The following is a 21,797-nucleotide window of genomic DNA, read 5'->3' on the forward strand; positions in this document are numbered from 1 at the left end:
AGCAATGAGTGGCAACTTCCTCGCACTGGCGCAGCCAGGCGTGCAACAACTTTCGCCTTACGTTCCAGGCAAGCCTGTGGACGAACTGGCTCGCGAGCTGGATCTGGATCCGGCCAGCATCGTCAAATTGGCGAGCAACGAAAACCCGCTGGGCGCGAGCCCCAAGGCATTGGCGGCGATTCGCGACGAACTGGCCGAACTGACCCGCTACCCCGACGGTAATGGCTTTGCCTTGAAAAGCCTGCTGGCCGAGCGCTGCGGCGTCGAGCTGAGCCAGGTGACCCTGGGTAACGGCTCCAACGACATTCTCGAGCTGGTCGCCCGTGCCTATCTGGCGCCAGGCCTCAACGCCGTGTTCAGCGAGCATGCGTTTGCGGTCTATCCGATTGCCACCCAGGCCGTTGGTGCCGATGCCCATGTGGTTCCGGCCAAGGATTGGGGGCACGATCTGCCGGCCATGCTGGCCGCCATCGACGCCAACACCCGCGTGGTCTTCATAGCCAACCCGAACAATCCGACCGGCACCTGGTTCGATGCCCAGGCCCTGGACGACTTCCTGCAGGACGTGCCCGAGCACGTGCTGGTGGTGCTGGACGAGGCCTACATCGAATACGCCGAGGGCAGCGACCTGCCCGACGGCCTGGATTTCCTCGCCGCGTACCCGAACCTGCTGGTGTCGCGCACGTTCTCCAAGGCCTATGGCCTGGCGTCGCTGCGGGTCGGTTACGGCCTCTCCACCGCGGTGGTGGCCGATGTGCTGAACCGCGTGCGCCAACCGTTCAACGTCAACAGCTTCGCCCTGGCCGCCGCCTGCGCCGCCTTGCAGGACGAGGCCTACCTGGCCGAGAGCCGCCGCTTGAACGAGGCCGGTATGCAGCAGCTGGAAGCCGGCTTCCGTGAGCTGGGACTGGGTTGGATTCCTTCCAAGGGCAATTTCATCTGTGTCGACGTGGGCTGTGTCGCGGCGCCGGTGTTCCAAGGCTTGCTGCGCGAAGGCGTGATCGTCCGTCCGGTGGCCAATTACGGCATGCCGAATCACCTGCGGGTCACCGTCGGCCTGCCGGCGGAAAACAGCCGTTTCCTGGAGGCGCTGAGCAAGGTCCTGGCTCGTGGTTGATGTCACCTCGCTGCAACCTGCGGCACCTATGATCGGTCGCCTGGTGGTGGTCGGCCTGGGGTTGATCGGCGGTTCGTTCGCCAAGGGCCTGCGTGAAAGCGGGCTGTGCCGGGAAGTCGTCGGGGTCGACCTCGATCCGCAATCGCGCAGGCTCGCCGTCGAGCTGGGCGTGGTGGATCGCTGCGAGGATGACCTGCTGATTGCCTGCCAAGGGGCTGACGTGATCCAGCTGGCGGTGCCGATCCTGGCCATGGAGAAATTGCTCGCCCGGTTGGCCGGCATGGACCTCGGGCAAGCGATTCTCACCGATGTCGGCAGCGCCAAGGGCAACGTGGTGCGGGCCGCGACCGAGGCGTTTGGCGGGATGCCGGCGCGCTTCGTGCCCGGTCATCCGATTGCCGGCTCCGAGCAGAGCGGGGTAGAGGCATCCAATGCCGAGCTGTTCCGTCGTCATAAGGTCATTCTGACGCCGCTGGACCAGACCGATCCCGCGGCATTGGCGGTGGTGGACCGTCTGTGGCGCGAGTTGGGGGCCGATGTCGAGCACATGCAGGTCGAGCGACACGACGAAGTATTGGCCGCCACCAGCCATTTGCCGCACCTGTTGGCGTTCGGTCTGGTGGATTCATTGGCCAAACGCAATGAAAATCTTGAGATCTTCCGTTACGCTGCCGGCGGTTTCCGCGATTTCACGAGAATCGCGGGGAGCGACCCGGTCATGTGGCACGACATCTTCCTCGCCAACCGCGAAGCTGTCCTGCGCACACTCGATACATTTCGCAGCGATCTCGACGCCTTGCGCGACGCGGTCGATGCAGGGGACGGGCACCAATTGCTGGGCGTTTTCACACGCGCCAGGGTGGCCCGCGAGCATTTCAGTAAAATCCTGGCCCGTCGGGCCTATGTGGACGCTATGAACTCCAACGATCTGATTTTCCTGGCACAACCTGGTGGCTCCCTGAGTGGGCGGATTCGTGTACCGGGCGATAAATCGATTTCCCACCGCTCGATCATGCTCGGCTCCCTGGCTGAAGGCGTGACCGAGGTGGAAGGTTTCCTCGAGGGCGAAGACGCCCTGGCAACGCTGCAAGCGTTCCGCGACATGGGCGTGGTCATCGAGGGGCCGCACCACGGCCGCGTGACTATCCATGGCGTTGGCCTGCACGGTCTGAAGCCCGCTCCGGGCCCGATCTACCTGGGCAACTCCGGCACGTCGATGCGCCTGTTGTCCGGCCTGCTGGCCGCCCAGGATTTCGACAGCACCCTGACCGGTGATGCCTCGCTGTCCAAGCGTCCGATGAACCGCGTCGCCAACCCGCTGCGGGAAATGGGCGCAGTGATCGAGACCGCGGCCGACGGTCGTCCACCGATGACCATTCGCGGCGGCAACAAACTCAAGGGCCTGACCTACACCATGCCGATGGCCAGTGCCCAGGTGAAATCCTGCCTGCTGCTGGCCGGCCTGTATGCCGAAGGCAAGACCACCGTCACCGAGCCGGCGCCGACCCGCGACCACACCGAGCGCATGCTGCGTGGCTTCGGTTATCCGGTCAGCGTTGACGGCGCCACCGCGTCTGTCGAATCGGGCAGCAAGCTGACCGCGACCCACATCGAAGTGCCGGGCGATATTTCCTCGTCGGCGTTCTTCCTCGTGGCCGCGTCGATCGCCGAAGGCTCCGACCTGGTACTCGAACACGTCGGCATCAACCCGACCCGTACCGGCGTGATCGACATCCTGCGCCTGATGGGCGCCGACATCACCCTGGAAAACCAGCGCGAAGTGGGCGGCGAGCCCGTTGCGGACTTGCACGTAAGAGCAGCTAAGCTTAAAGGCATTAAGATTCCCGAGGCGCTGGTTCCCCTGGCGATCGACGAGTTCCCGGTGTTGTTCGTGGCAGCTGCGTGCGCGGAAGGCCGCACAGTCCTGACCGGCGCCGAAGAGCTGCGGGTCAAGGAGTCGGATCGCATTCAGGTGATGGCCGACGGCCTGCTGGCCCTTGGTGTCAAATGCGAACCGACGCCGGACGGCATCATCATTGACGGCGGCCAGATTGGCGGTGGCGAAGTCCATGGGCATGGCGACCATCGCATCGCCATGGCCTTCAGTGTTGCGTCCCTGCGCGCCAGCGCGCCGATCCGCATCCATGACTGCGCCAACGTCGCCACGTCGTTCCCGAACTTCCTGGCGTTGTGCGCGCAGGTCGGTATTCGAGTAGCACAAGAGGCGCAGTCGTGAACATCAAGGCACCGGTCATCACCATCGATGGCCCAAGCGGCTCGGGCAAAGGCACCATCGCCGGCATGCTGGCCAAGCAACTGGGCTGGAATCTGCTCGATTCCGGTGCCCTCTATCGTTTGCTGGCCTTCGCCGCCAAGAACCATGGCGTCGACCTGACCAACGAAGAACTGCTCAAGGCCCTGGCCGCCCATCTGGACGTGCAGTTCATCGCCGCCACCGATGGCCAGTTGCAGCGCATCATCCTGGAAGGTGACGAAGTCAGCGACGTCATTCGCACCGAAAGCGTTGGCGCCGGGGCCTCCCAGGTCGCCGCGCTGCCGGCGGTGCGTGAAGCGCTGCTGCAGCGTCAACGGGCGTTCCAGGAGCCGCCGGGGCTGGTGGCCGATGGCCGCGACATGGGCACGGTGGTATTTCCGGATGCGCCGCTGAAGATATTCCTCACCGCCAGCGCGGAGGAGCGGGCTCGCCGCCGATATTTGCAGTTGAAGGGCAAAGGCGAGGATGTTAGTCTGTCGAGTCTGCTAGATGAGATCCGTGCACGCGACGAGCGTGATACCCAGCGCGCAGTAGCCCCGCTAAAGCCGGCGGCCGATGCGATTCAGCTGGATTCCACGGAGTTGTCCATTGATCAGGTGTTGCGACGCATCATGAGCGAGATCGCGCTTCGCGATATCGCCGGGTGACAGGAAGCTCCGCAGGGGACCAGTCATAGTCCTGCGGCGCTTCTTTTATATGAAACTAACCCACATCGTCTGGGGTGTGGAGATGGGCGTTTACTTCGCCCTAATCAACAGGAATTAAAATGAGCGAAAGCTTTGCGGAACTCTTTGAAGAAAGCTTGAAAACCCTGAACCTTCAGGCAGGCTCTATCATCACCGGCGTTATCGTTGATATCGATTACCAGGCTCGCTGGGTAACCGTTCACGCTGGTCTGAAGTCTGAAGCGCTGATCCCGCTTGAGCAGTTCTACAACGACGCTGGCGAACTGAACATCAACGTCGGTGACGAAGTTCACGTTGCGCTGGACTCGGTTGAAGATGGCTTCGGTGAAACCAAGCTGTCCCGTGAAAAAGCCAAGCGTGCTGAATGCTGGATCGTTCTGGAAGCGGCCTTCGCAGCTGAGGAAGTGGTCAAGGGCGTTATCAACGGTAAGGTTAAAGGCGGCTTCACTGTCGACGTTAACGGCATCCGTGCGTTCCTGCCAGGTTCCCTGGTTGACGTCCGTCCAGTGCGCGACACCACGCACCTGGAAGGCAAAGAGCTGGAATTCAAGGTCATCAAGCTGGACCAGAAGCGCAACAACGTTGTCGTTTCCCGTCGCAGTGTCCTGGAAGCCGAGAACTCCGCCGAGCGTGAAGCTCTGCTGGAATCGCTGCAGGAAGGCCAGCAGGTCAAGGGTATCGTCAAGAACCTCACCGATTACGGCGCATTCGTCGATCTGGGTGGCGTCGATGGCCTGCTGCACATCACCGACATGGCCTGGAAGCGTATCAAGCATCCTTCCGAAATCGTCAACGTTGGCGACGAGATCGATGTCAAGGTTCTGAAGTACGATCGCGAGCGCAATCGTGTTTCCCTGGGCCTCAAGCAACTGGGTGAAGATCCATGGGTCGCTATCAAAGCCCGTTACCCAGAAGGCACCCGCGTCACCGCTCGTGTTACCAACCTCACCGACTACGGCTGCTTCGCTGAGCTGGAAGAAGGCGTTGAAGGCCTGGTACACGTTTCCGAAATGGACTGGACCAACAAGAACATCCACCCTTCGAAAGTCGTACAAGTCGGCGACGAAGTGGAAGTCATGGTTCTGGACATCGACGAAGAGCGTCGTCGTATCTCCCTCGGCATCAAGCAGTGCAAGTCCAACCCATGGGAAGACTTCTCTGGCCAGTTCAACAAGGGCGATAAAATCTCCGGCACCATCAAGTCGATCACCGATTTCGGTATCTTCATTGGTCTGGACGGCGGCATCGACGGCCTGGTTCACCTGTCCGACATCTCCTGGAACGAAGTGGGCGAAGAAGCCGTACGCCGCTTCAAGAAGGGCGACGAGCTGGACACCGTTATCCTGTCGGTTGACCCAGAGCGCGAGCGCATCTCCCTGGGTATCAAGCAACTGGAAAGCGATCCGTTCTCCGAGTACGTTCAAGAGAACGACAAAGGCGCAATCGTTAAGGGCATCGTGAAAGAAGTTGACGCCAAAGGCGCCATCATCACCCTGGCCGACGATATCGAAGCGACTCTGAAAGCCTCCGAAATCAGCCGTGACCGCGTTGAAGACGCGCGCAACGTTCTGAAAGAAGGCGAAGAAGTAGAAGCCAAGATCATCAGCGTTGACCGCAAGAGCCGCGTAATCCAGCTCTCCATCAAGTCGAAAGACGATGCTGAAGAGAAAGAAGCAATCCAGAGCCTGCGCGAGAAGCCAGCTACTGATGCTCCTGGTCCTACCACTCTGGGCGACCTGCTGCGTGCACAGATGGAAAAGCAGAACTGAGTTCTGTCAGACCATAAAAAAGGGCGACTTCGGTCGCCCTTTTTTGTGCCTGCGATTTCTCCACAGCTAAGCGTCATGGGTGGCTCAACGCTACGATCTTTCGAGGCATAGCGAAACCAACCGACCCGTCGCGCTGTCTCTTTTATGAAGTAAATCAAATATATCCTGGGAAGTGCTCTGTCGACCTGTCTAAGGATCTGAATGAACAAGCTCTTATTGGTCGCGATGGCTTTGATACTGTCGGGTTGTGCTACCAGCGCCAAGACCCACGCAGTGCGCGGTGTCAGCGGCATCGAGATCGATTGCTCTGGGTTGGGCTCCGGATGGGAGAAGTGCCAGAAGCGGGCCGCCAAGGAGTGCAAGGGCGCGGGTTACAAGGTGATAACCCGGTCTGACGACGCAAAAGACCAGGATCAATACCCCTTTGGCTTCAACCCGGCAGGTTATGTGACCCGTACCATGTTGGTCATGTGCCGCTGATTTACAGATTCTCTTTGCTCTGCACGAAAAAAGGGCGCCTACGACGTACAGAAGATATGTCAATAGCCGGGCTGTTCAAATACTTCCGGGCATGCTAAAACCTTCGAAGCGATTTTCCTAGCTGCTTGAAAAAGAAGGGAAAAACATGACGAAGTCGGAGTTGATCGAACGAATTGTCACCCATCAAGGGTTGCTCTCGTCCAAGGATGTGGAGCTGGCCATCAAGACCATGCTTGAACAGATGTCCCAATGCCTCGCGACCGGGGACCGGATTGAGATTCGCGGGTTTGGCAGCTTTTCCTTGCATTACCGCGCGCCGCGAGTGGGGCGCAACCCCAAGACCGGGCAGTCGGTTAGCCTGGATGGGAAGTTTGTTCCGCATTTCAAGCCGGGGAAGGAGCTTAGGGATCGGGTGAATGAGGAGGAAAATTGAGTCGTTTAGTTTGGAGGGTAAAATGCGATTAATAAAACGTATAGCTATGATTTTCTTTTTATCATCCATCATCGCGATAACACTTGTTTTTGTGTTGGAAAATCAACAGCGCTTAGAGCTGAACTTTTTTAGCTTCACTACCGCCTCGCTCCCAATATCTCTCTATATTGTCGTTTCTTTCTTGATAGGTATGTTTATTGGGCCAGCTAGCGTAGCTGTCGCGATGGCTCTAGGTAGACAAAATAAAAGTTTTCGAAGATCAGGACACTAAATAGTCCTATAATCTGCTTGAAATTATATCCTCGGTCATAGGCATGACAGTAGCTAGCAGCCGATGCGAAATAAGGGTTCCTCAAAACGTAAATTAAGGGCAACGTGCACCTCACCCGTGGTGAGTGCCATAAAGAGAAGGGCGAGTGGGGTATGCAAAGCGGCACATCTGGGGCAGGGAGTGACGTAGAAATTAATCTACAAGCGTTGGTTCATTCAGTTTGGCGGAAAAAATGGCTGATATTATCTGTCGCTCTTCTGTCAACAATTTTTGCTGCGGCTTATGCGTTTACAGCAAAGCCAGTCTACGAGGCAAAACTTTTTACCATACCACCAACGCAAAATGATATTGCAAACTTTAATTATGGTCGGACCCCCGAATACGATCTCGTTCCTCTTACTATAAAAGATGTATATACCATTTTTCTCCGGATACTCAATTCTGAGTCCCTACGTCGCGAGTTCTTCGACAGTGTATATTTACCATCCCTCTCGGATGAAGAACGAAAAGGAGCAAAGGATGCTCTCTATTCCCGATTCTCTAAAATGTTGGTTGTAACGCTTCCGGCCAGAGACGCGGGAGATCAATCAGCGATTGCCGTACAGGCTTTGGATCCGGATTTAGCTAGCAAATGGGTACAGCTTTACGTTGAGCGCGCTAGCGAGATGGCGAAAGACGAATTAATAAAGAATGTCACCACGGAATGTCAAGTTAGAGCGCGGAATCTACTGCAACAAATAAATTCCATTCGGGAAAGCGGAGTGCGGCGCCGACAAGACTCGATAGCCAAGTTACGCGAAGCGTTGCGTGTAGCCGAACAAATCGGCTTGGATAAGCCGCCTATAATCACGGGTAGTCCTACTGCCGAATTAGCGGGAAGTTTGGACGGGCAAGTCCTTTATATGCGTGGCTCCAAAGCGCTAAAGGCTGAGATTCAAAATTTAGAGCAACGACAATCAGACGACCCATTTGTGAAAGATTTGAGAGATCTTCAAATAAAATATGAGTTCTACAAGAGTCTTGAAGTTAAGTCTTCCGATGTATGGGTGTACAGACAAGACGGTGAAGTGAGTCGACCTGATACTCCTGTTCAACCTAAGAAAAATCTAATTATAGCGCTGGGGTTGATACTGGGGCTGATGCTGGGTTTTCTGATCTCTATTATTAAATATCTTACAGAGACCAGTAAAAGTAAAAAATGCTGATAAATTTAAGGGGGCTGCTATGCGGGAAAGATTGGGAATAAATCTTGTCCGAAGACTTAACAGCCCCTTGAAAGTTGTAAAATTTCGGATATGTACTGAGGTACTAGGTGTGTGTGGTAATCAAAGGGATGCCTAACAAAAAACGTGTTGTGCCTAGGTTGGATGGTTGCTGTGTGGCTGGAGTATGAACAGTATGGTAATTGAGAGAGGGATTCCATTCTATATTGTTCTATCTGCTTGTCTTCTTGTGACACTTGGTGATCTTCGGAATGTCATCACTCCTTTGGGTTATTGGGCTTTATGGGGTGTCGTTTTTCTGATAGGCGTTACTACTGGAGGCTTGAGTAAGGTATTCAAGGATTTAACATTTCTCAGCGCAACAGTTGGATTTGCTCTATTGATTTTTGCCCTTTTGCTCGTCAGCATAGTTAACTTTGAACCATACACGGCCTATCAAGCGTTAAAGATTTTATTGATTTATGCTCTATTGATAGTGTTATGTGCCAATTGTAGTCACTTGAAAATAGAACATCTATATGATATCGCCGCGATATCGACGGTAATGGGGTTCACGGTTTTTGTTTTGTGTAAATACATCTTTACAGAATATTATATCCAGTTGGGAGATGGACGCCAAGGTAGCGTATTCGCTTACCCAGGGGTGCTTTGGAAAACAAACGCTTTTTTTGTTTCCTTTCTTATAGCAAAGCTTCTTAGTGGTGTTACCTATAAAAATTTAGTGCCGGCAAGTCTAATATTGGTTTCTGTTTTTTTATTGCTAGCAGATTCTAGTCGTACAGGTTTTCTCTGGTTCGCGATAATAATAGCGGCATACGCTTCGTTGATGTTTGTAGTTAATACGGCAAAACTTCTTTCCAGTATAGCGGTGATTTTGTTTTGTGCAGGTCTGCTGGCGATGTTTAATTTAGATATCATCTATAGTTTTTTTGATAACAACTCTCTGTTGGTCATTAATAGACTATTTGAAGGTGATCCCATTAGATCAAAAATGATCATTGATGGGGTGCTGAACGCAGAAAAATGCCTCCCTATTGGATGCGGATTTCAGACATCCACTTCGCTTGTAAATGGGCTACCAATGGTGATCCATAATGTGTATCTAGCGATACTTGGCGATCTCGGCATTTTTGGTGAAGTCGGGCTGCTTATTATCGTAATTACTCCTCCATTGTTGTTCTCTTTGCGAGAGTGGTTTGGAGGGGCAACCCTCAAGGCAACGTCTTATTATAAATTGGCGGCAATTTTAGGCGCCGCTTGCTATTGTTTTGTATTGCTTTTTCATCCTCTAAGTTCAGAGATGTCGGAGTGGGGATATTGGGCCATTATGTTGTCTTGGCTCTCTCGTTTGGGTAGGGAGAATGCATACACTGACTCGGCGCCAGTTTCTGTGGCTCAGGCAAATAACTGACTATGAAGTATCTTATTAAAAATATGGGGTTCCTATTTTTTGCCCAGCTGAGCGCATACCTGATACCTATACTTGAAATTCCTATCCTGGCTCGAGCATTAGGAGTCCAAGAATATGGGAAAGTTGTCCTCATTCAGTCGGTAGCGTTATTATGCTCCTTGGTCGTTGAATATGGATTCTCCTTAAGCGGATCTCGCCAAATAGCATTGGCTCGGAACGATACTACTGAATTGTCTAAGCTTTTCTGTGAAGTACTATCTGCGAAACTGATTATTGTGACTGCAGTAACTACACTGGGCGCTCTAGCCTACCTTGTCAAAGGATCACCGGTTTTTGATAGTAAAATGGTTTTGGCTGGTTACCTTTACTTTTTGGCGTTCGGCTTCAGTCCTTTTTGGTTTTTTCAGGGGCTTGAAAAAATTAGCTTGGTAATTACGTTAGAGGTAATTATCCGGTTTTCCAGTCTGTTTTGCCTGTATCTGTTTGTTAACAATAGTTCGGATGCCGTTCTGGCTCTCGGAATCATGGCAGCGTTCGGGTTAGCCAATACACTCATTGGCAATATTATGTGTGCTAATTATGTCAGTAGTCTTAGGCTGATGCTTCGCGGTGGAGTTGAGCAACTTAGAATCGGGTTTCACGTATTCATTTATAAAAGCTCAAATAATATACTGTTGAGCGCGGGGCCGTCTCTCGTGGGGGCGACCTCCGGCGCAGCTGCGGTAGCTTCTTATGTCCCCGCAGAGAAAATAATTCGTGGTTTTGTCGGTTTTGTAAATCCTATTCTTATAGGTTTATTTCCATATTTAAATCGTCAATTTATTTCTTCTGAAGCTAAGACTCTTCGCCTTTCGTTCCTTATTGTGATTGCAATGTTCTTGTTGGGGAGTCTTTTTGCTGGATTGATATTTAGCTTGGGAGATTTCATAATACAGTTGGTGCTTGGTAAAGAGTTTTTAATCGCAAGCGGCATATTGGAGATATTTGTCTGGATAATTCCTTTTAGATTAGCTAATCAAGCTCTTAGCCTATGTATGCTCATTCCCATGGGGAAAGACAAAATAATGAGCTTCCTTATGATGTTTTTTTCAGTCGCCTCACTGGTGCTCGCGGCGTTGTTATCATTTTGGCATGGTGTTCATGGGGCTGTGGTGGGGTTTGTAGTAGCCGAGTTTTTTTTGTTTATAGTATTGATTTGGGTAGTCTTACATCTTGCCATGAAACCTGCGAACGGAAATGACGTGTGATTACGATACTTACGGCTACATACAATAGAGAGAATACGCTACCTAGGCTTTTCAATAGTTTGCGCGCTCAAACGTCAATGAATTTTGAGTGGGTGGTCGTGGACGATGGTAGCTGCGATGGCAGCTTAGAATTGCTGAACGAATATTCCCACTTGGCTGGCTTCGACGTTAGAATCATTAGCCAAGTTAATAGCGGAAAGCACATTGCTCTAAACAAAGGGGTGACGTACGCACGTGGTTCATGGGTGCTAGTAGTAGACAGTGATGATGCTTTAGTGCCTGTAGCCGTAGAGGTCATTACCGGTGCTTTACCTCCCGAGAACAGTTCGGTAGTAGGTTTATGTTACCGAAAAGCATATTTTGACATGCGTCTGGTGGGGGAAAAAATAAAGTCTGATAATTTACCGCTGGTTCTGGCACCGACTGAAGCTGGACATTTATTCAAAGGGGATCTAGCGTACTTGTTCAAAACGGCATGTTTTTTAAAGTATCCTTTCCCTGTGTTTTCTGGCGAAAAATTTGTACCTGAATTATATATTTGGAATCAGATTGCAGACGAAGGAGCGGTTTGGTTTTTTTCGGAGACTATATTGTATTTGTGCGATTACTTAGAAGATGGATATTCTAAGAATTTTTCTTCAAATTTGCGCAAGAATCCAAATGGGTTTTTAGTTTTCTATTGGGCGCAGATAAATCGCGAAAGTAACCCCCTGTACAAAGCTAAATACCTCATACGTTCCGCTCAGTGCTATTTTTACATGCTGCTGAAAAGGTTGTCATGAAAATATTATTTCTTATTACGAGCTTGGATGTAGGTGGCGCAGAGCGACAAGTACTTGACCTAGCTGAGCGGCTAACACAAAAAGGTCACGAGGTATTGATTGCTTACATGACAGGTCGCGGCGCCTTAATTTCTCCGGGTATGAGTATCACAACTCTGGGGTTAGGTTGTACTAAGTCTGGCCTAAGCTTCATTCGTTGTATATTTCGTGTTCAATCGTTAGTCCGTCAGTTTAAGCCTGATGTGATGCATTCGCATATGTATCACGCTAACATTGTTGCTCGTATAGCTAGACTGATCGTCCGCGTGCCGCGACTAATCTGTACAGCCCATAGTAATAACGAAGGCGGTCGTCTTCGTATGTTTGCGTACCGTATAACAAACTTTATAGCCAGTATCACTACTAACGTGAGCCAAGGGGCAGTCGATGCCTTCGAGCGTAAAGGAGCAGTTAGGCGTGGTCATATGCTCGCTATTCCCAACGGCATAGATATCGATAAGTTTAGTTTTAAGCCTGAAGTTCGCTCGTGTATCAGGAGAGCAGAAGGCATCGGGGATGAGGATAAAGTCATACTAGCTGTGGGGCGTTTAGTTGAAGCAAAGAATTATCCTGGGTTACTTGTCGCTTTTAGTGTTGTATATCAAAACAACAAAAATTTAACTCTTTGGATAATTGGCGATGGTGAGCTGATGGAGGAGCTTATCTTACTTAGCCAAAGGCTTAATATAGGTGATAGAGTAAAATTTTGGGGGATGAGGCAGGATGTTGAGCTGTTTTACAGCTCGGCTGACGTTTACGTTTTGTCGTCGGCATGGGAAGGATTCGGGCTTGTGGTAGCTGAGGCTATGGCCGCTGAGAGGGTCGTAGTTGCTACTGACTGCGGCGGGGTCAGGGAGGTAGTGGGCGAGCAAGGGATTTTGGTTGCTCCTGGCCGCCCTAAGGATCTGGCCACTGCTATGGAGTCGGCGCTAAAGCTGGATGCGGCTGACGCCCGATCACTGGGCTATCGTGCCAAGGAAAGAATTATCGCAAATTACTCTATTGAGACAATTGTTGCCAAGTGGTTGCAGCTATATCAGAATTGATTCAGGCATAATAGCTGATATTCTCGTTGTGGGACCATATGGGCGGCTATGTAGCTGTCATTTCGCCCGTAGAGAAGGGGCTCCCCGAGTTTTTGCTTGGTGAAGGCCGTACTGGTTGATCGGTGCTTTTTGATTAACTGCCAGGATTTTTGGATAATTTGATGAAAATAGTTTTAATCGGAACCACAGCAGCTTGTGTTCTAGGATTCAGAGCAGATTTGATTAGTGCTTTAGTCGAAAAGGGCCATCAGGTTTTTGCTTTAGCTCTAGACTTCAATCCGGATACTCGAGAGAGGGTCCGGGCTCTAGGGGCGGAACCGGTTAATTATATGTTTAGCCGTGCTGGGTTAAATCCTTTAACCGATATAATTAATACATATAAATTATCTAAAATTCTGAGGCATATTTCACCAGACTTGGTGTTCAGCTACTTCTCTAAGCCGGTCATTTTTGGCACGCTCGCGGCCGTTGTTGCTGGCGTAAAAAGACGCATAGCAATGTTGGAGGGGCTCGGGTACGTGTTTACAGAGCGTCCGGGTGGTAGTCATATCAGAAATAAAATTCTGAAGCATGTACAGGTAACGCTATACAGAATTTCTTTTCCCTTCTTGGAGCGAGTAATCTTTCTAAATAATGATGATCCGATTGATCTCATTGCTCGGTATCGGCTGAAAGTATCAAAGATAGACGTTTTGGGAGGGATAGGTTTGAAGTTGTCAGACTACCCGTACACTCCCCCTCCAACAGATCCGGTGAGCTTTATTTTTGTTGGACGCTTACTCGCCGACAAGGGCATAAATGAGTTTATTCATGCAGCGAGGCTTGTTAAACAAACATCACCGGAATCTAAGTTCATAATGCTAGGTGGACTGGATGAGACCAATCCTGGCAGTCTATCAAAGGACGAGTTGAAGGCACTTATTAAGGAGGGCCTAGTAGACCACCAAGGCCACGTGGATGACGTTACGGCATGGATAAATAACGCAAGTGTATTTGTACTCCCCTCTTACAGAGAGGGGGTTCCAAGGAGCACTCAGGAGGCGATGGCTATCGGTCGCCCGGTCATCACGACTGACGTGCCTGGTTGTCGAGATACTGTTAATGATGGAGTCAATGGCTTTCTCGTACCGCCTTGGTCTTCACAGGCACTGGCGGAAAAAATGTTATATTTCGTGGATAATCCAGAGCAAATTAGGATCATGGGCCTGCAGAGTTTTAATTTAGCACAGCAAAAATATGATGCTCGTTTGGTCAATGACCGATTAATGAGCTACTTCATTTAAGTAGTTCTTTATACGCCGTTCATGGTGAGTTATGGATTCTTCAAAAAAAACAGTGCTTTTGACCGGAGCTTCCGGATTTGTTGGAAGAGCAATTCTTAATGATTTGTCCCAACGTAGTCTGTTCAATATACGGGTGTCCACTCGTGACAGTAGCGCAAAATTCGGGCCTGCGATTGAGTCCGCAGTAATTAACGGCCTGAGTTCTGAGCAATGTTGGAGTCAAGCGCTGGAAGGAGTGGATCTCGTAGTGCATTCCGCAGCACGTGTACATATCATGAATTCCACGAGAGCCAACTCCATGGCTCTGTATAGAGAAGTCAATGTCGCCGGAACGTTGCAGCTTGCGTCTCAAGCGGCCGCATGCGGAGTACAACGGTTTATTTTTATAAGCTCTATCAAAGTGAATGGTGAGGGCTCGCCGCTTAATAAGCCGTATAGAGCTGACTCCCCCCCTAATCCGGTGGACGAATATGGTATTTCAAAATACGAAGCTGAGTTGGGACTCAAAAAAATTGCAGCTGAAACATCAATGCAGGTTGTGATTATTAGGCCTACCTTGGTGTATGGTCCAGGAGTTAAAGCAAATTTTTTGACAATGATGAACGTGATCGACAAGGGGATACCACTTCCGTTTGGCCGGATTCGTAACCAAAGGAGCTTTGTCGCTTTAGACAACCTGGTCGATTTTATCTTTCACTGCTTGGGGCACCCCGCAGCGGCCAATGAAACTTTTTTGATTAGCGATGGCGAAGATGTATCAACCTCTGAACTATTGAAAAGAATCGCTTGTGCCTTAGGGAGAAGTAGTAGATTGTTCCCTTTTCCAGCAAACGTTATCAAAGTGCTTTTTTTTATAGTCGGTAAAAAAAGTCTTTCCGATAGGCTTTGCGGTAATTTACAAGTAGATATTACAAAAAATCGCGAGCTTTTGGGGTGGACACCACCCGTTGCTTTAAACGAGGCGCTAAGAAAAACTGTAATCCATTTTAAAGGGAATACAAGCCGATGAGCGCTTGGCTGATTTTGCCCATAGTCTGTCTTTGTTCTTTATGGCTGACTAAACAGCTCCGAAATTATGCTATGTCTCATAGCCTTATAGATATTCCTAATCTTCGTAGCTCACACTCCGTCCCCACCCCTCGTGGTGGAGGGGTAGCTATTGTCTTAAGTTTTCTATTATGCCTGCCCATACTTCATTTCGGCGGCTTTATATCTTGGGAACACACTGTTTCAGTTGTTGGCGCAGGTGGAGCCGTCGCATTATTAGGGTTTTTCGATGATCACGGTCATATAGCGGCACGATGGAGGCTTGTCGGACATTTTTTGTCAGGTTGCTGGGTGCTTTATTGGAACGGAAGCTTACCGCCTCTTACTCTATTTGGCCTGAATTTTGATCTAGGTATTCTTGCTTATATATTTGCGCTGTTTTATATAGTCTGGTTGTTGAATTTATACAATTTTATGGATGGCATAGATGGCCTTGCTAGTATTGAAGCAATCACAGCGTGCCTTGGCGCGGCCTTCCTGTACTATATCAGTGGATTCGAGTATTTGATTTGGTCTCCGCTGTTCTTGGGATCTGCCGTTATAGGTTTTCTATATTGGAATTTTCCGCCGGCTCGAATATTTATGGGGGATGCGGGAAGTGGGTTCTTAGGTGTCATCCTCGCAACGTTATCTCTGCAAGCTTTTGCCGCTTCTGCTAAATTTTTGTGGGTTTGGCTGATACTGTTAGGGGTGTTTATTGTCGATGCGACATTTACACTCTTGCGCCGGATATTAAGAGGGGACAAGGTCTATGAGGCTCATCGTAGTCATGCCTATCAATTTGCTTCGCGTCGATTCGGTAGCCATAAAATAGTTACTTTGGCGATAGCAGTTATTAATATCGTATGGTTATTGCCCATCGCATATCTCGTTACGGTTGGTGTCGTGGATGGAGTATTCGCTTTACTTGTTACTTATATCCCACTCATACTGATAGCCGCCAAATTTAACGCCGGTGACCTCGAGCATAAATGACTCCGGCCAAAAAAAAGGTGCTCAGATATAATTGTTGCAATATGGGCTAAGGGCGTAGTTAAAGTGGTTGGGGGGTTAATGGATAAGATACGAGAGTTGCTTCTAGGCTTGCCGCGCCGACAGAAACGATTGCTTCAAGTTGGCACTGATGTTCTTCTGGTGTGGATGGCGCTGTGGATGGCGTTTGTTGTGCGTTTAGGCGTGGACGAACTGATCAATCCTTTTATCCAGCACCTATGGCTTTTCATAAGTGCGCCTATTGTTGCCCTACCGTTATTTGTGAAATTCGGAATGTATCGTGCGGTGATGCGCTACTTTGGCAATGATGCGCTTGTGGCCATTATAAAAGCGGTTTCACTCTCCTCGCTCACTCTCGGTGTAGTGGTATTCTGGTATAGCAATCATGAGAATGTAGTCCCTCGGTCCATCATATTTAATTATTGGTGGCTAAGTCTAATAATGGTTGGTGGTCTGCGACTCGCTATGAGACAGTATTTTTTAGGCGATTGGTTCTCCGCCGCTCAATATGCTCCATTTTCAAATAGAGATAATGGTTTAACTCGAGTAGCCGTTTACGGAGCTGGCGCGGCGGGAAACCAGCTTGTCGCGGCTTTACGGATGGGACGAGTAATGAGGCCAGTTGCGTTTATTGATGATGATAGCAGTATTGCTGATAGGATCATCTCTGGCCTGCAGGTTTATAAGCCCAAGCATGTTCAGCAAATGATTGAAGCGACGGGGGCCCAAGAAATACTATTAGCTATTCCATCCGCCAATAGGGCTCGTCGGAGAGAGATTCTAAGTTTTCTTGAAGGATTCCCTCTCCATGTTCGTAGCGTACCAGGTTTCATGGATCTAGCGAGTGGCCGAGTTAAGGTTGATGACATTCAAGAAGTCGATATTGCAGACTTGCTCGGGCGCGATCCTGTACCTGCCCAAAACGAGCTACTTGAGCATTGCATCAAGAATCAAGTGGTTCTCGTTACTGGTGCAGGTGGGTCTATAGGATCTGAGCTGTGTCGGCAAATTGTAGAACTACAACCGACCACGCTTTTATTGTTAGAACACAGCGAATTTAATTTATACAGTATTTTAACTGAGCTAGAGCAACGCGTTTCGAGGGAGTCGTTATCAATTAAACTGCTACCGATTCTCGGTTCGGTGCGGAGCCAATCAAAGCTTTTAGATATTATGAAATCTTGGCATGTGAATACCGTGTATCATGCTGCTGCCTATAAGCATGTGCCAATGGTGGAGCACAATATTGCCGAAGGTATATTAAATAATGTCCTGGGTACACTCTACACTGCTCAAGCAGCGGTGCAAGCCGGAGTGGAAAATTTTGTTCTTATCTCTACCGATAAGGCTGTGCGCCCAACTAATATAATGGGCAGTACAAAGCGTTTAGCCGAGTTAACTCTCCAAGCACTAAGTCGGGAAGCGGCTCCGGTTATGTTTGAAGATGGAGCTAATATATCTCGGCTAAACAAAACAAGATTTACCATGGTCAGGTTTGGGAACGTTTTAGGTTCCTCTGGTTCGGTCATTCCCTTGTTCCATAAGCAGATACAGTCTGGTGGACCTCTCACTGTTACGCATCCCAAAATTACTCGATATTTCATGACGATACCAGAAGCCGCGCAGTTAGTAATTCAGGCTGGCTCTATGGGGCAGGGTGGGGATGTATTTGTTTTAGATATGGGGGAACCGGTGAAAATTGTTGAACTAGCTGAGCGAATGGTGCATTTATCTGGACTTAGCGTTCGCTCGGAGAAAAACATCCACGGCGATATTTCCATTGAATTTACTGGCTTGCGTCCTGGTGAGAAACTATATGAAGAGCTTCTAATAGGCGACAATGTGGCTGCAACCCAGCACCCTATGATAATGCGCGCGAATGAAGATTTTATTCCTTGGGACACTTTAAAGACTAAACTTGCTGAACTTATTGCCGCGGTTAGCAATGATGACTACAGCTTAGTGCGCCAGATGCTAAGGGAAACTGTCAGCGGCTATACACCTGACGGTGAAATAGTTGATTATATCTATCAGCAACGGCGTCTAGACCCTTAAGCTTATTGAGAGGCCTTGTCATGACCGACACGACCTCTTTCCGCGTTCGCAATACGTACCAAGGAGCGGGCGGCCCTTGGTCTATTTAACGGTCATCATATTTTTTTGAGGGTTCATATATTTTTTTTCTATGTGCACAAAAGTTAAGGTGGATACGGCAACAATCACAGGTACAGTTATTATATTGATTGTCCAAAAAGTAATTTTGTCTATCTGAGATAAGTCAACAAAGGTGGATGCGCATTTGAACGCAATGTATATTATAGGTAAGTGCATTAAGTATATGCTATAACTGATATCGCTTAGTCTGTTCAGGAATTGGAAGTGGAGTATGCGAGGGTTTGAGATAGTAATGCATACAAAAAATAATGATGTTATTGCAAATCTCATATAGCCGTAACCTGGTATCTCCAATACCCCGCAAGTAACTACAAATGTAATCGCGGCAACAATGGCTGCAAAAAACTTTAACATGTAGTTGATTTTTTTCTTATGAACAGCTGCTGTGATTATTCCCGTTAGAAAATAAGCCCAGCAAACTACTGCGGAGGTTCCTAAGTCTATCGCGGCGAGAGTTAAAGCAGCCGTCAGAGCCACGTACTTATATTTGCTGCGATAACATATAGCCACTATTGGCAGTGCGGCATAGAATCTCCATTCGTGAACTAATGTCCAAGTCACAGAGCTTAAAGGTATCAGTGAGATATTGCCTATTTTGAGGGGGTTGTCAATAAAGTTGAAAGTGCTAATGCCTGCAAGTGTTAATAAGGTTTCCTTTGTGAAAACCGTTTGCGTAGTAAATGAAAGGGCGATTAATAGAACTACTGCGGATGAGAAATAATACAGTGGTGTAACTCTTTTTAATCGTGAAATGAAGAATGAGTTCCAGTCTATTTTTTCAGAACTCATTATTTTATCAAAAAATAGAAAGCCGGTAATGCAGAAAAAGATCTGCACTCCGAACGAGCCGAGATTTGGATATATCTGGCCCCAAGAGGAAAATATTTGATTGTTAATTCCAAGATTTGTGAGGGCAAATGGTGCATGATTAATGAATACAAATATTGCTGCTAGCCCACGAAGACCGTTGATGAACTTATACTGGTGAGGGATCTCAGCGCTTTCAATTTTATGTTTCCATAAGTAAGAGAAAATAATAAACAATAGAATTGTTGTTGAGGAAATTATTATTGTTTCCGGATTGTATTCAAAGTTCATTGTTTTGGCTCATTATCGACGCGATCACTGCGCCTGCATAGATTTTTTGTGTTAGTCATCCAGATGATACACAGGGTTCGGCATCAATTGTCAATTCTACCTAAAAACTCTGTTGGAGTCGCTATTGTCAATGTGATATTAACGTATCTGTGTACGAGCATGACAAGCGGAGGGAGCGTTCAATGGATAAAAGCTATTGCCATGCGTGCCTCAAAAAAGGTAGTCGAAACCGCCCTAAAAAAAGCAACCTGCGATGACAATTTTTTTTCATTCTCATGTGTAAGGATCTTGTAGTCTTCTATCCGCGGCGTTAGTGTGTCGACCTGTTAATATTTTTGCTTGCTGTTTTCTAATCTTTGGTGCATGCCGCTTAAACATAAAGGGCCGCAGAATTGAATAATGAGACGCACTTCTGGATCCATTTGGTTAAATTAGTTGCGATTGTAATGGTGGTCCTTCTACATGTCGCGGCGCCATATCATTATCAGTTAAATACGATAGGTCCTTCAAATTGGGCGGTGGTCAATTTGTATGAGGCTATAGTGCGTCCTTGCGTGCCATTGTTCTTTATGGCGTCAGGTTTTTTGCTATTAAATCTCGATGAGCCTGCAACCAAATTTTTTTTTAAACGGTTCAGTAGGATTGCAATTCCTTTGGCGTTTTGGACTGTCATTTATGTTTTATGGAAAATCTACTATCAAAGTCAGCGATATGTGGATTTTGGCGGCGTTTTGCAAATGTTTTTTTTTCCTGTGAGTTATCATCTATGGTTTATGTATGCGCTAATCGGTTGTTATCTTTTTCTGCCAATGATGCGCAAGATTTCGATTGGTAGTGATCTCTCGCTTTTGATCTTTTACTGTGGGGTTTGGTTTTGTGCGGTTTCAGTTCTTCCATTGCTACAGAAATATTACTCGCTGAGGAGCCAGCTTGACTTGTCTGTCGCCACCGGATACATGGGTTATTTTGTACTTGGCTATCTACTTGGAAAACGAAGCTATAATATAATTCATGCCTTCTCGTCTGTTGTTGTTATTGTTCTGTCAACGTTTATGACTAGCTACTTCACTTCCTTGCTAACGTTGGAAAATAGGGGTGTGTTGGTTGCTGATTTTACGTCTAATTTCTCACCGACCGTTATATTTGGCTCTGCTGGTTGGTTTGTTTTTATAAAATATGTTAGTGGCGGATTTTCTTTAGTTAATATTAATTGGTTTAAACTGTTTGTGATTAGTATAAGTAATGCGAGTTTTGGGATTTATCTTGTTCATGTGATTTTTGTGGATCTTGTTGCTGACTTTTTTTGTTGTTATGTTGATGGTGGTTTTCTGGAGCTTGTTTGGAGGTTTCCTATAATTTCATTAATTGTTTTTTTTCTTTCCTATATATTCGTGTCATTGCTGGCGCGTTTTAAATTTGGGCGGATAATTGGTTTTTAGTTTGGCGGGTTGGATGTCGGGGTTAGGCTTGGCTTCGTTGGGTGCAGATGCATGGTGTTATGGATTCTTACAAAGTTTTCATCACCGGTTTGCTTTGCTTATATAAGAAGCGTCGTTAAGCTTGCGCGGGATACGAATTAAATTTTTCTATATATATTTGACGTGCTTGTCAGAACATTTTTCGTGAGGTTCTAGAGAATGGCTATTCGCATTTTGCGTTAATTGTTTTTTTGCTTTGTGGAAACTTAACTCCGGCAGCGTAGAGATGCTGTTCCCTCAAAAAGTTAGGAAGTTTTTCTACTTCTATAGGCTATCTTTCCTCGCTCGTGTTTGCCTTGGTTGTGAAGTTTTTCTGCGATCCGTAAAACTCATCTACCAAGTGTGATCCATACCCCACCTACTCCAGGTGGGGCATCGGTTTACTGTGACCATAGAGCGCTTAGCTATGAGTATTACGCTTCCTGCAACACTCCGATTTTTGACAACCTGCCTCCTTCACCTAAGTTTAAGGAGCAGCTTCGGAAAAGCTGCTTCTCTCTCAACGATGTCATGGAGCGTCATTTTATGCGTAAAGGCTACTTCTACTCGCTTATCTTTGCCTTCCTCACCAGCGCTTCGGTCGCTGCCATCGCGGCCCCAGCGGCCAAGCCTGTAACGCTGGCTGCGCCACAAGCGGTGGAGCAATCGGCCACAACGCAAAGCGCCAGGGTAGATCTCAATGGGGCAGATGCTGCGACGCTGCAGCGGGAGCTGTCCGGGGTCGGCAAGGGCAAAGCTGAGGCGATTGTTGCGTATCGTGACAGCAATGGGCCATTCTCATCGGTAGAAGAGTTACTAGAGGTCAAGGGGATCGGGAAGGCGATTCTCGACAGGAATCGCGACAAGCTGCAAGTGAACTGAGGTAACGAAGGAGGCCGGTCGAATCGACTGGCCTTTTTTATGTCTGTTGGGTCTTGGCACGATAAATGGTTGGTTACGGCCAA

At 48.6% G+C, this 21,797-nt stretch carries 19 protein-coding genes; 18 read left to right on the forward strand and 1 reads right to left on the reverse strand.

What is annotated here, in order from left to right:
* Positions 1-4 precede the first annotated feature (4 nt).
* From hisC to J3P89_RS08005, 16 genes are all read left to right on the forward strand, one after another.
* Positions 5-1,117 carry a histidinol-phosphate transaminase gene (gene hisC / locus J3P89_RS07930; RefSeq protein ID WP_434697201.1) on the forward strand — a complete coding sequence of 371 codons (1,113 nt, stop codon included), beginning with the start codon at positions 5-7 and terminating at the stop codon, positions 1,115-1,117.
* A gap of 28 nt (positions 1,118-1,145) precedes the next feature.
* Positions 1,146-3,353 carry a bifunctional prephenate dehydrogenase/3-phosphoshikimate 1-carboxyvinyltransferase gene (locus J3P89_RS07935; RefSeq protein WP_434697961.1) on the forward strand — a complete coding sequence of 736 codons (2,208 nt, stop codon included), beginning with the start codon at positions 1,146-1,148 and terminating at the stop codon, positions 3,351-3,353.
* Positions 3,350-4,039, forward strand: coding sequence for a (d)CMP kinase (gene cmk, locus J3P89_RS07940; RefSeq protein WP_434697202.1), 690 nt, complete (start codon positions 3,350-3,352; stop codon positions 4,037-4,039). Before J3P89_RS07935 ends, cmk begins: the two co-directional genes overlap by 4 nt.
* A gap of 119 nt (positions 4,040-4,158) precedes the next feature.
* The gene (rpsA, locus tag J3P89_RS07945; protein ID WP_186704721.1) at positions 4,159-5,847 is read left to right on the forward strand and encodes a 30S ribosomal protein S1; all 1,689 of its coding nucleotides are present in this window, start codon (positions 4,159-4,161) and stop codon (positions 5,845-5,847) included.
* Between the two features lie 201 nt (positions 5,848-6,048).
* A complete protein-coding gene (locus J3P89_RS07950; RefSeq protein ID WP_434697203.1) occupies positions 6,049-6,327 on the forward strand; it encodes a hypothetical protein in 279 nt (92 codons plus the stop codon).
* A 145-nt stretch (positions 6,328-6,472) separates the two neighbouring features.
* Positions 6,473-6,760: an integration host factor subunit beta gene (gene ihfB / locus J3P89_RS07955; RefSeq protein WP_434601433.1), complete on the forward strand. Its 288-nt coding sequence runs from the start codon at positions 6,473-6,475 to the stop codon at positions 6,758-6,760.
* A gap of 46 nt (positions 6,761-6,806) precedes the next feature.
* Positions 6,807-7,031: a lipopolysaccharide assembly protein LapA domain-containing protein gene (locus J3P89_RS07960; RefSeq protein ID WP_434697962.1), complete on the forward strand. Its 225-nt coding sequence runs from the start codon at positions 6,807-6,809 to the stop codon at positions 7,029-7,031.
* 104 nt (positions 7,032-7,135) lie between these two features.
* Positions 7,136-8,236: an LPS O-antigen chain length determinant protein WzzB gene (locus J3P89_RS07965; RefSeq protein ID WP_434697204.1), complete on the forward strand. Its 1,101-nt coding sequence runs from the start codon at positions 7,136-7,138 to the stop codon at positions 8,234-8,236.
* A 184-nt stretch (positions 8,237-8,420) separates the two neighbouring features.
* Positions 8,421-9,665, forward strand: a complete 1,245-nt coding sequence (locus J3P89_RS07970; protein ID WP_434697205.1) for a hypothetical protein — start codon at positions 8,421-8,423, stop codon at positions 9,663-9,665.
* Positions 9,666-9,667: 2 nt separating this feature from the next.
* Positions 9,668-10,912, forward strand: a complete 1,245-nt coding sequence (locus J3P89_RS07975; RefSeq protein WP_434697206.1) for an oligosaccharide flippase family protein — start codon at positions 9,668-9,670, stop codon at positions 10,910-10,912.
* Positions 10,909-11,694, forward strand: a complete 786-nt coding sequence (locus J3P89_RS07980; protein WP_434697207.1) for a glycosyltransferase family A protein — start codon at positions 10,909-10,911, stop codon at positions 11,692-11,694. The genes J3P89_RS07975 and J3P89_RS07980 overlap by 4 nt, the downstream gene beginning before the upstream one ends.
* Entirely contained in the window at positions 11,691-12,779 is a 1,089-nt protein-coding gene (locus tag J3P89_RS07985; RefSeq protein WP_434601427.1) for a glycosyltransferase, read from the forward strand. The genes J3P89_RS07980 and J3P89_RS07985 overlap by 4 nt, the downstream gene beginning before the upstream one ends.
* A 161-nt stretch (positions 12,780-12,940) precedes the next feature.
* Positions 12,941-14,062, forward strand: coding sequence for a glycosyltransferase family 4 protein (locus J3P89_RS07990; protein WP_434697208.1), 1,122 nt, complete (start codon positions 12,941-12,943; stop codon positions 14,060-14,062).
* 31 nt (positions 14,063-14,093) lie between these two features.
* The gene (locus J3P89_RS07995; RefSeq protein ID WP_434697209.1) at positions 14,094-15,071 is read left to right on the forward strand and encodes a UDP-glucose 4-epimerase family protein; all 978 of its coding nucleotides are present in this window, start codon (positions 14,094-14,096) and stop codon (positions 15,069-15,071) included.
* On the forward strand, positions 15,068-16,084 hold the full coding sequence (locus J3P89_RS08000) for an MraY family glycosyltransferase (RefSeq protein ID WP_434697210.1): 1,017 nt from the start codon (positions 15,068-15,070) through the stop codon (positions 16,082-16,084). Before J3P89_RS07995 ends, J3P89_RS08000 begins: the two co-directional genes overlap by 4 nt.
* A gap of 78 nt (positions 16,085-16,162) precedes the next feature.
* Complete coding sequence (locus J3P89_RS08005; protein ID WP_434697211.1) at positions 16,163-18,157, forward strand: polysaccharide biosynthesis protein; 1,995 nt, start codon at positions 16,163-16,165, stop codon at positions 18,155-18,157.
* Positions 18,158-18,238: 81 nt separating this feature from the next.
* On the opposite strand, the gene J3P89_RS08010 is transcribed toward J3P89_RS08005, so the two are convergent.
* Entirely contained in the window at positions 18,239-19,375 is a 1,137-nt protein-coding gene (locus J3P89_RS08010; protein ID WP_434697212.1) for an acyltransferase family protein, read from the reverse strand.
* 392 nt (positions 19,376-19,767) lie between these two features.
* Here J3P89_RS08010 and J3P89_RS08015 point away from each other — a divergent pair, with 392 nt between their 5' ends.
* Together J3P89_RS08015 and J3P89_RS08020 are read left to right on the forward strand one after the other, a co-directional pair.
* On the forward strand, positions 19,768-20,814 hold the full coding sequence (locus J3P89_RS08015; RefSeq protein WP_434697213.1) for an acyltransferase: 1,047 nt from the start codon (positions 19,768-19,770) through the stop codon (positions 20,812-20,814).
* Between the two features lie 564 nt (positions 20,815-21,378).
* Positions 21,379-21,714: a ComEA family DNA-binding protein gene (locus J3P89_RS08020; RefSeq protein WP_434697214.1), complete on the forward strand. Its 336-nt coding sequence runs from the start codon at positions 21,379-21,381 to the stop codon at positions 21,712-21,714.
* Positions 21,715-21,797: the final 83 nt, after the last annotated feature.

Origin of the sequence: Pseudomonas sp. Z1-14 (assembly GCF_051132005.1) — a bacterium.
GTDB lineage: Bacteria > Pseudomonadota > Gammaproteobacteria > Pseudomonadales > Pseudomonadaceae > Aquipseudomonas.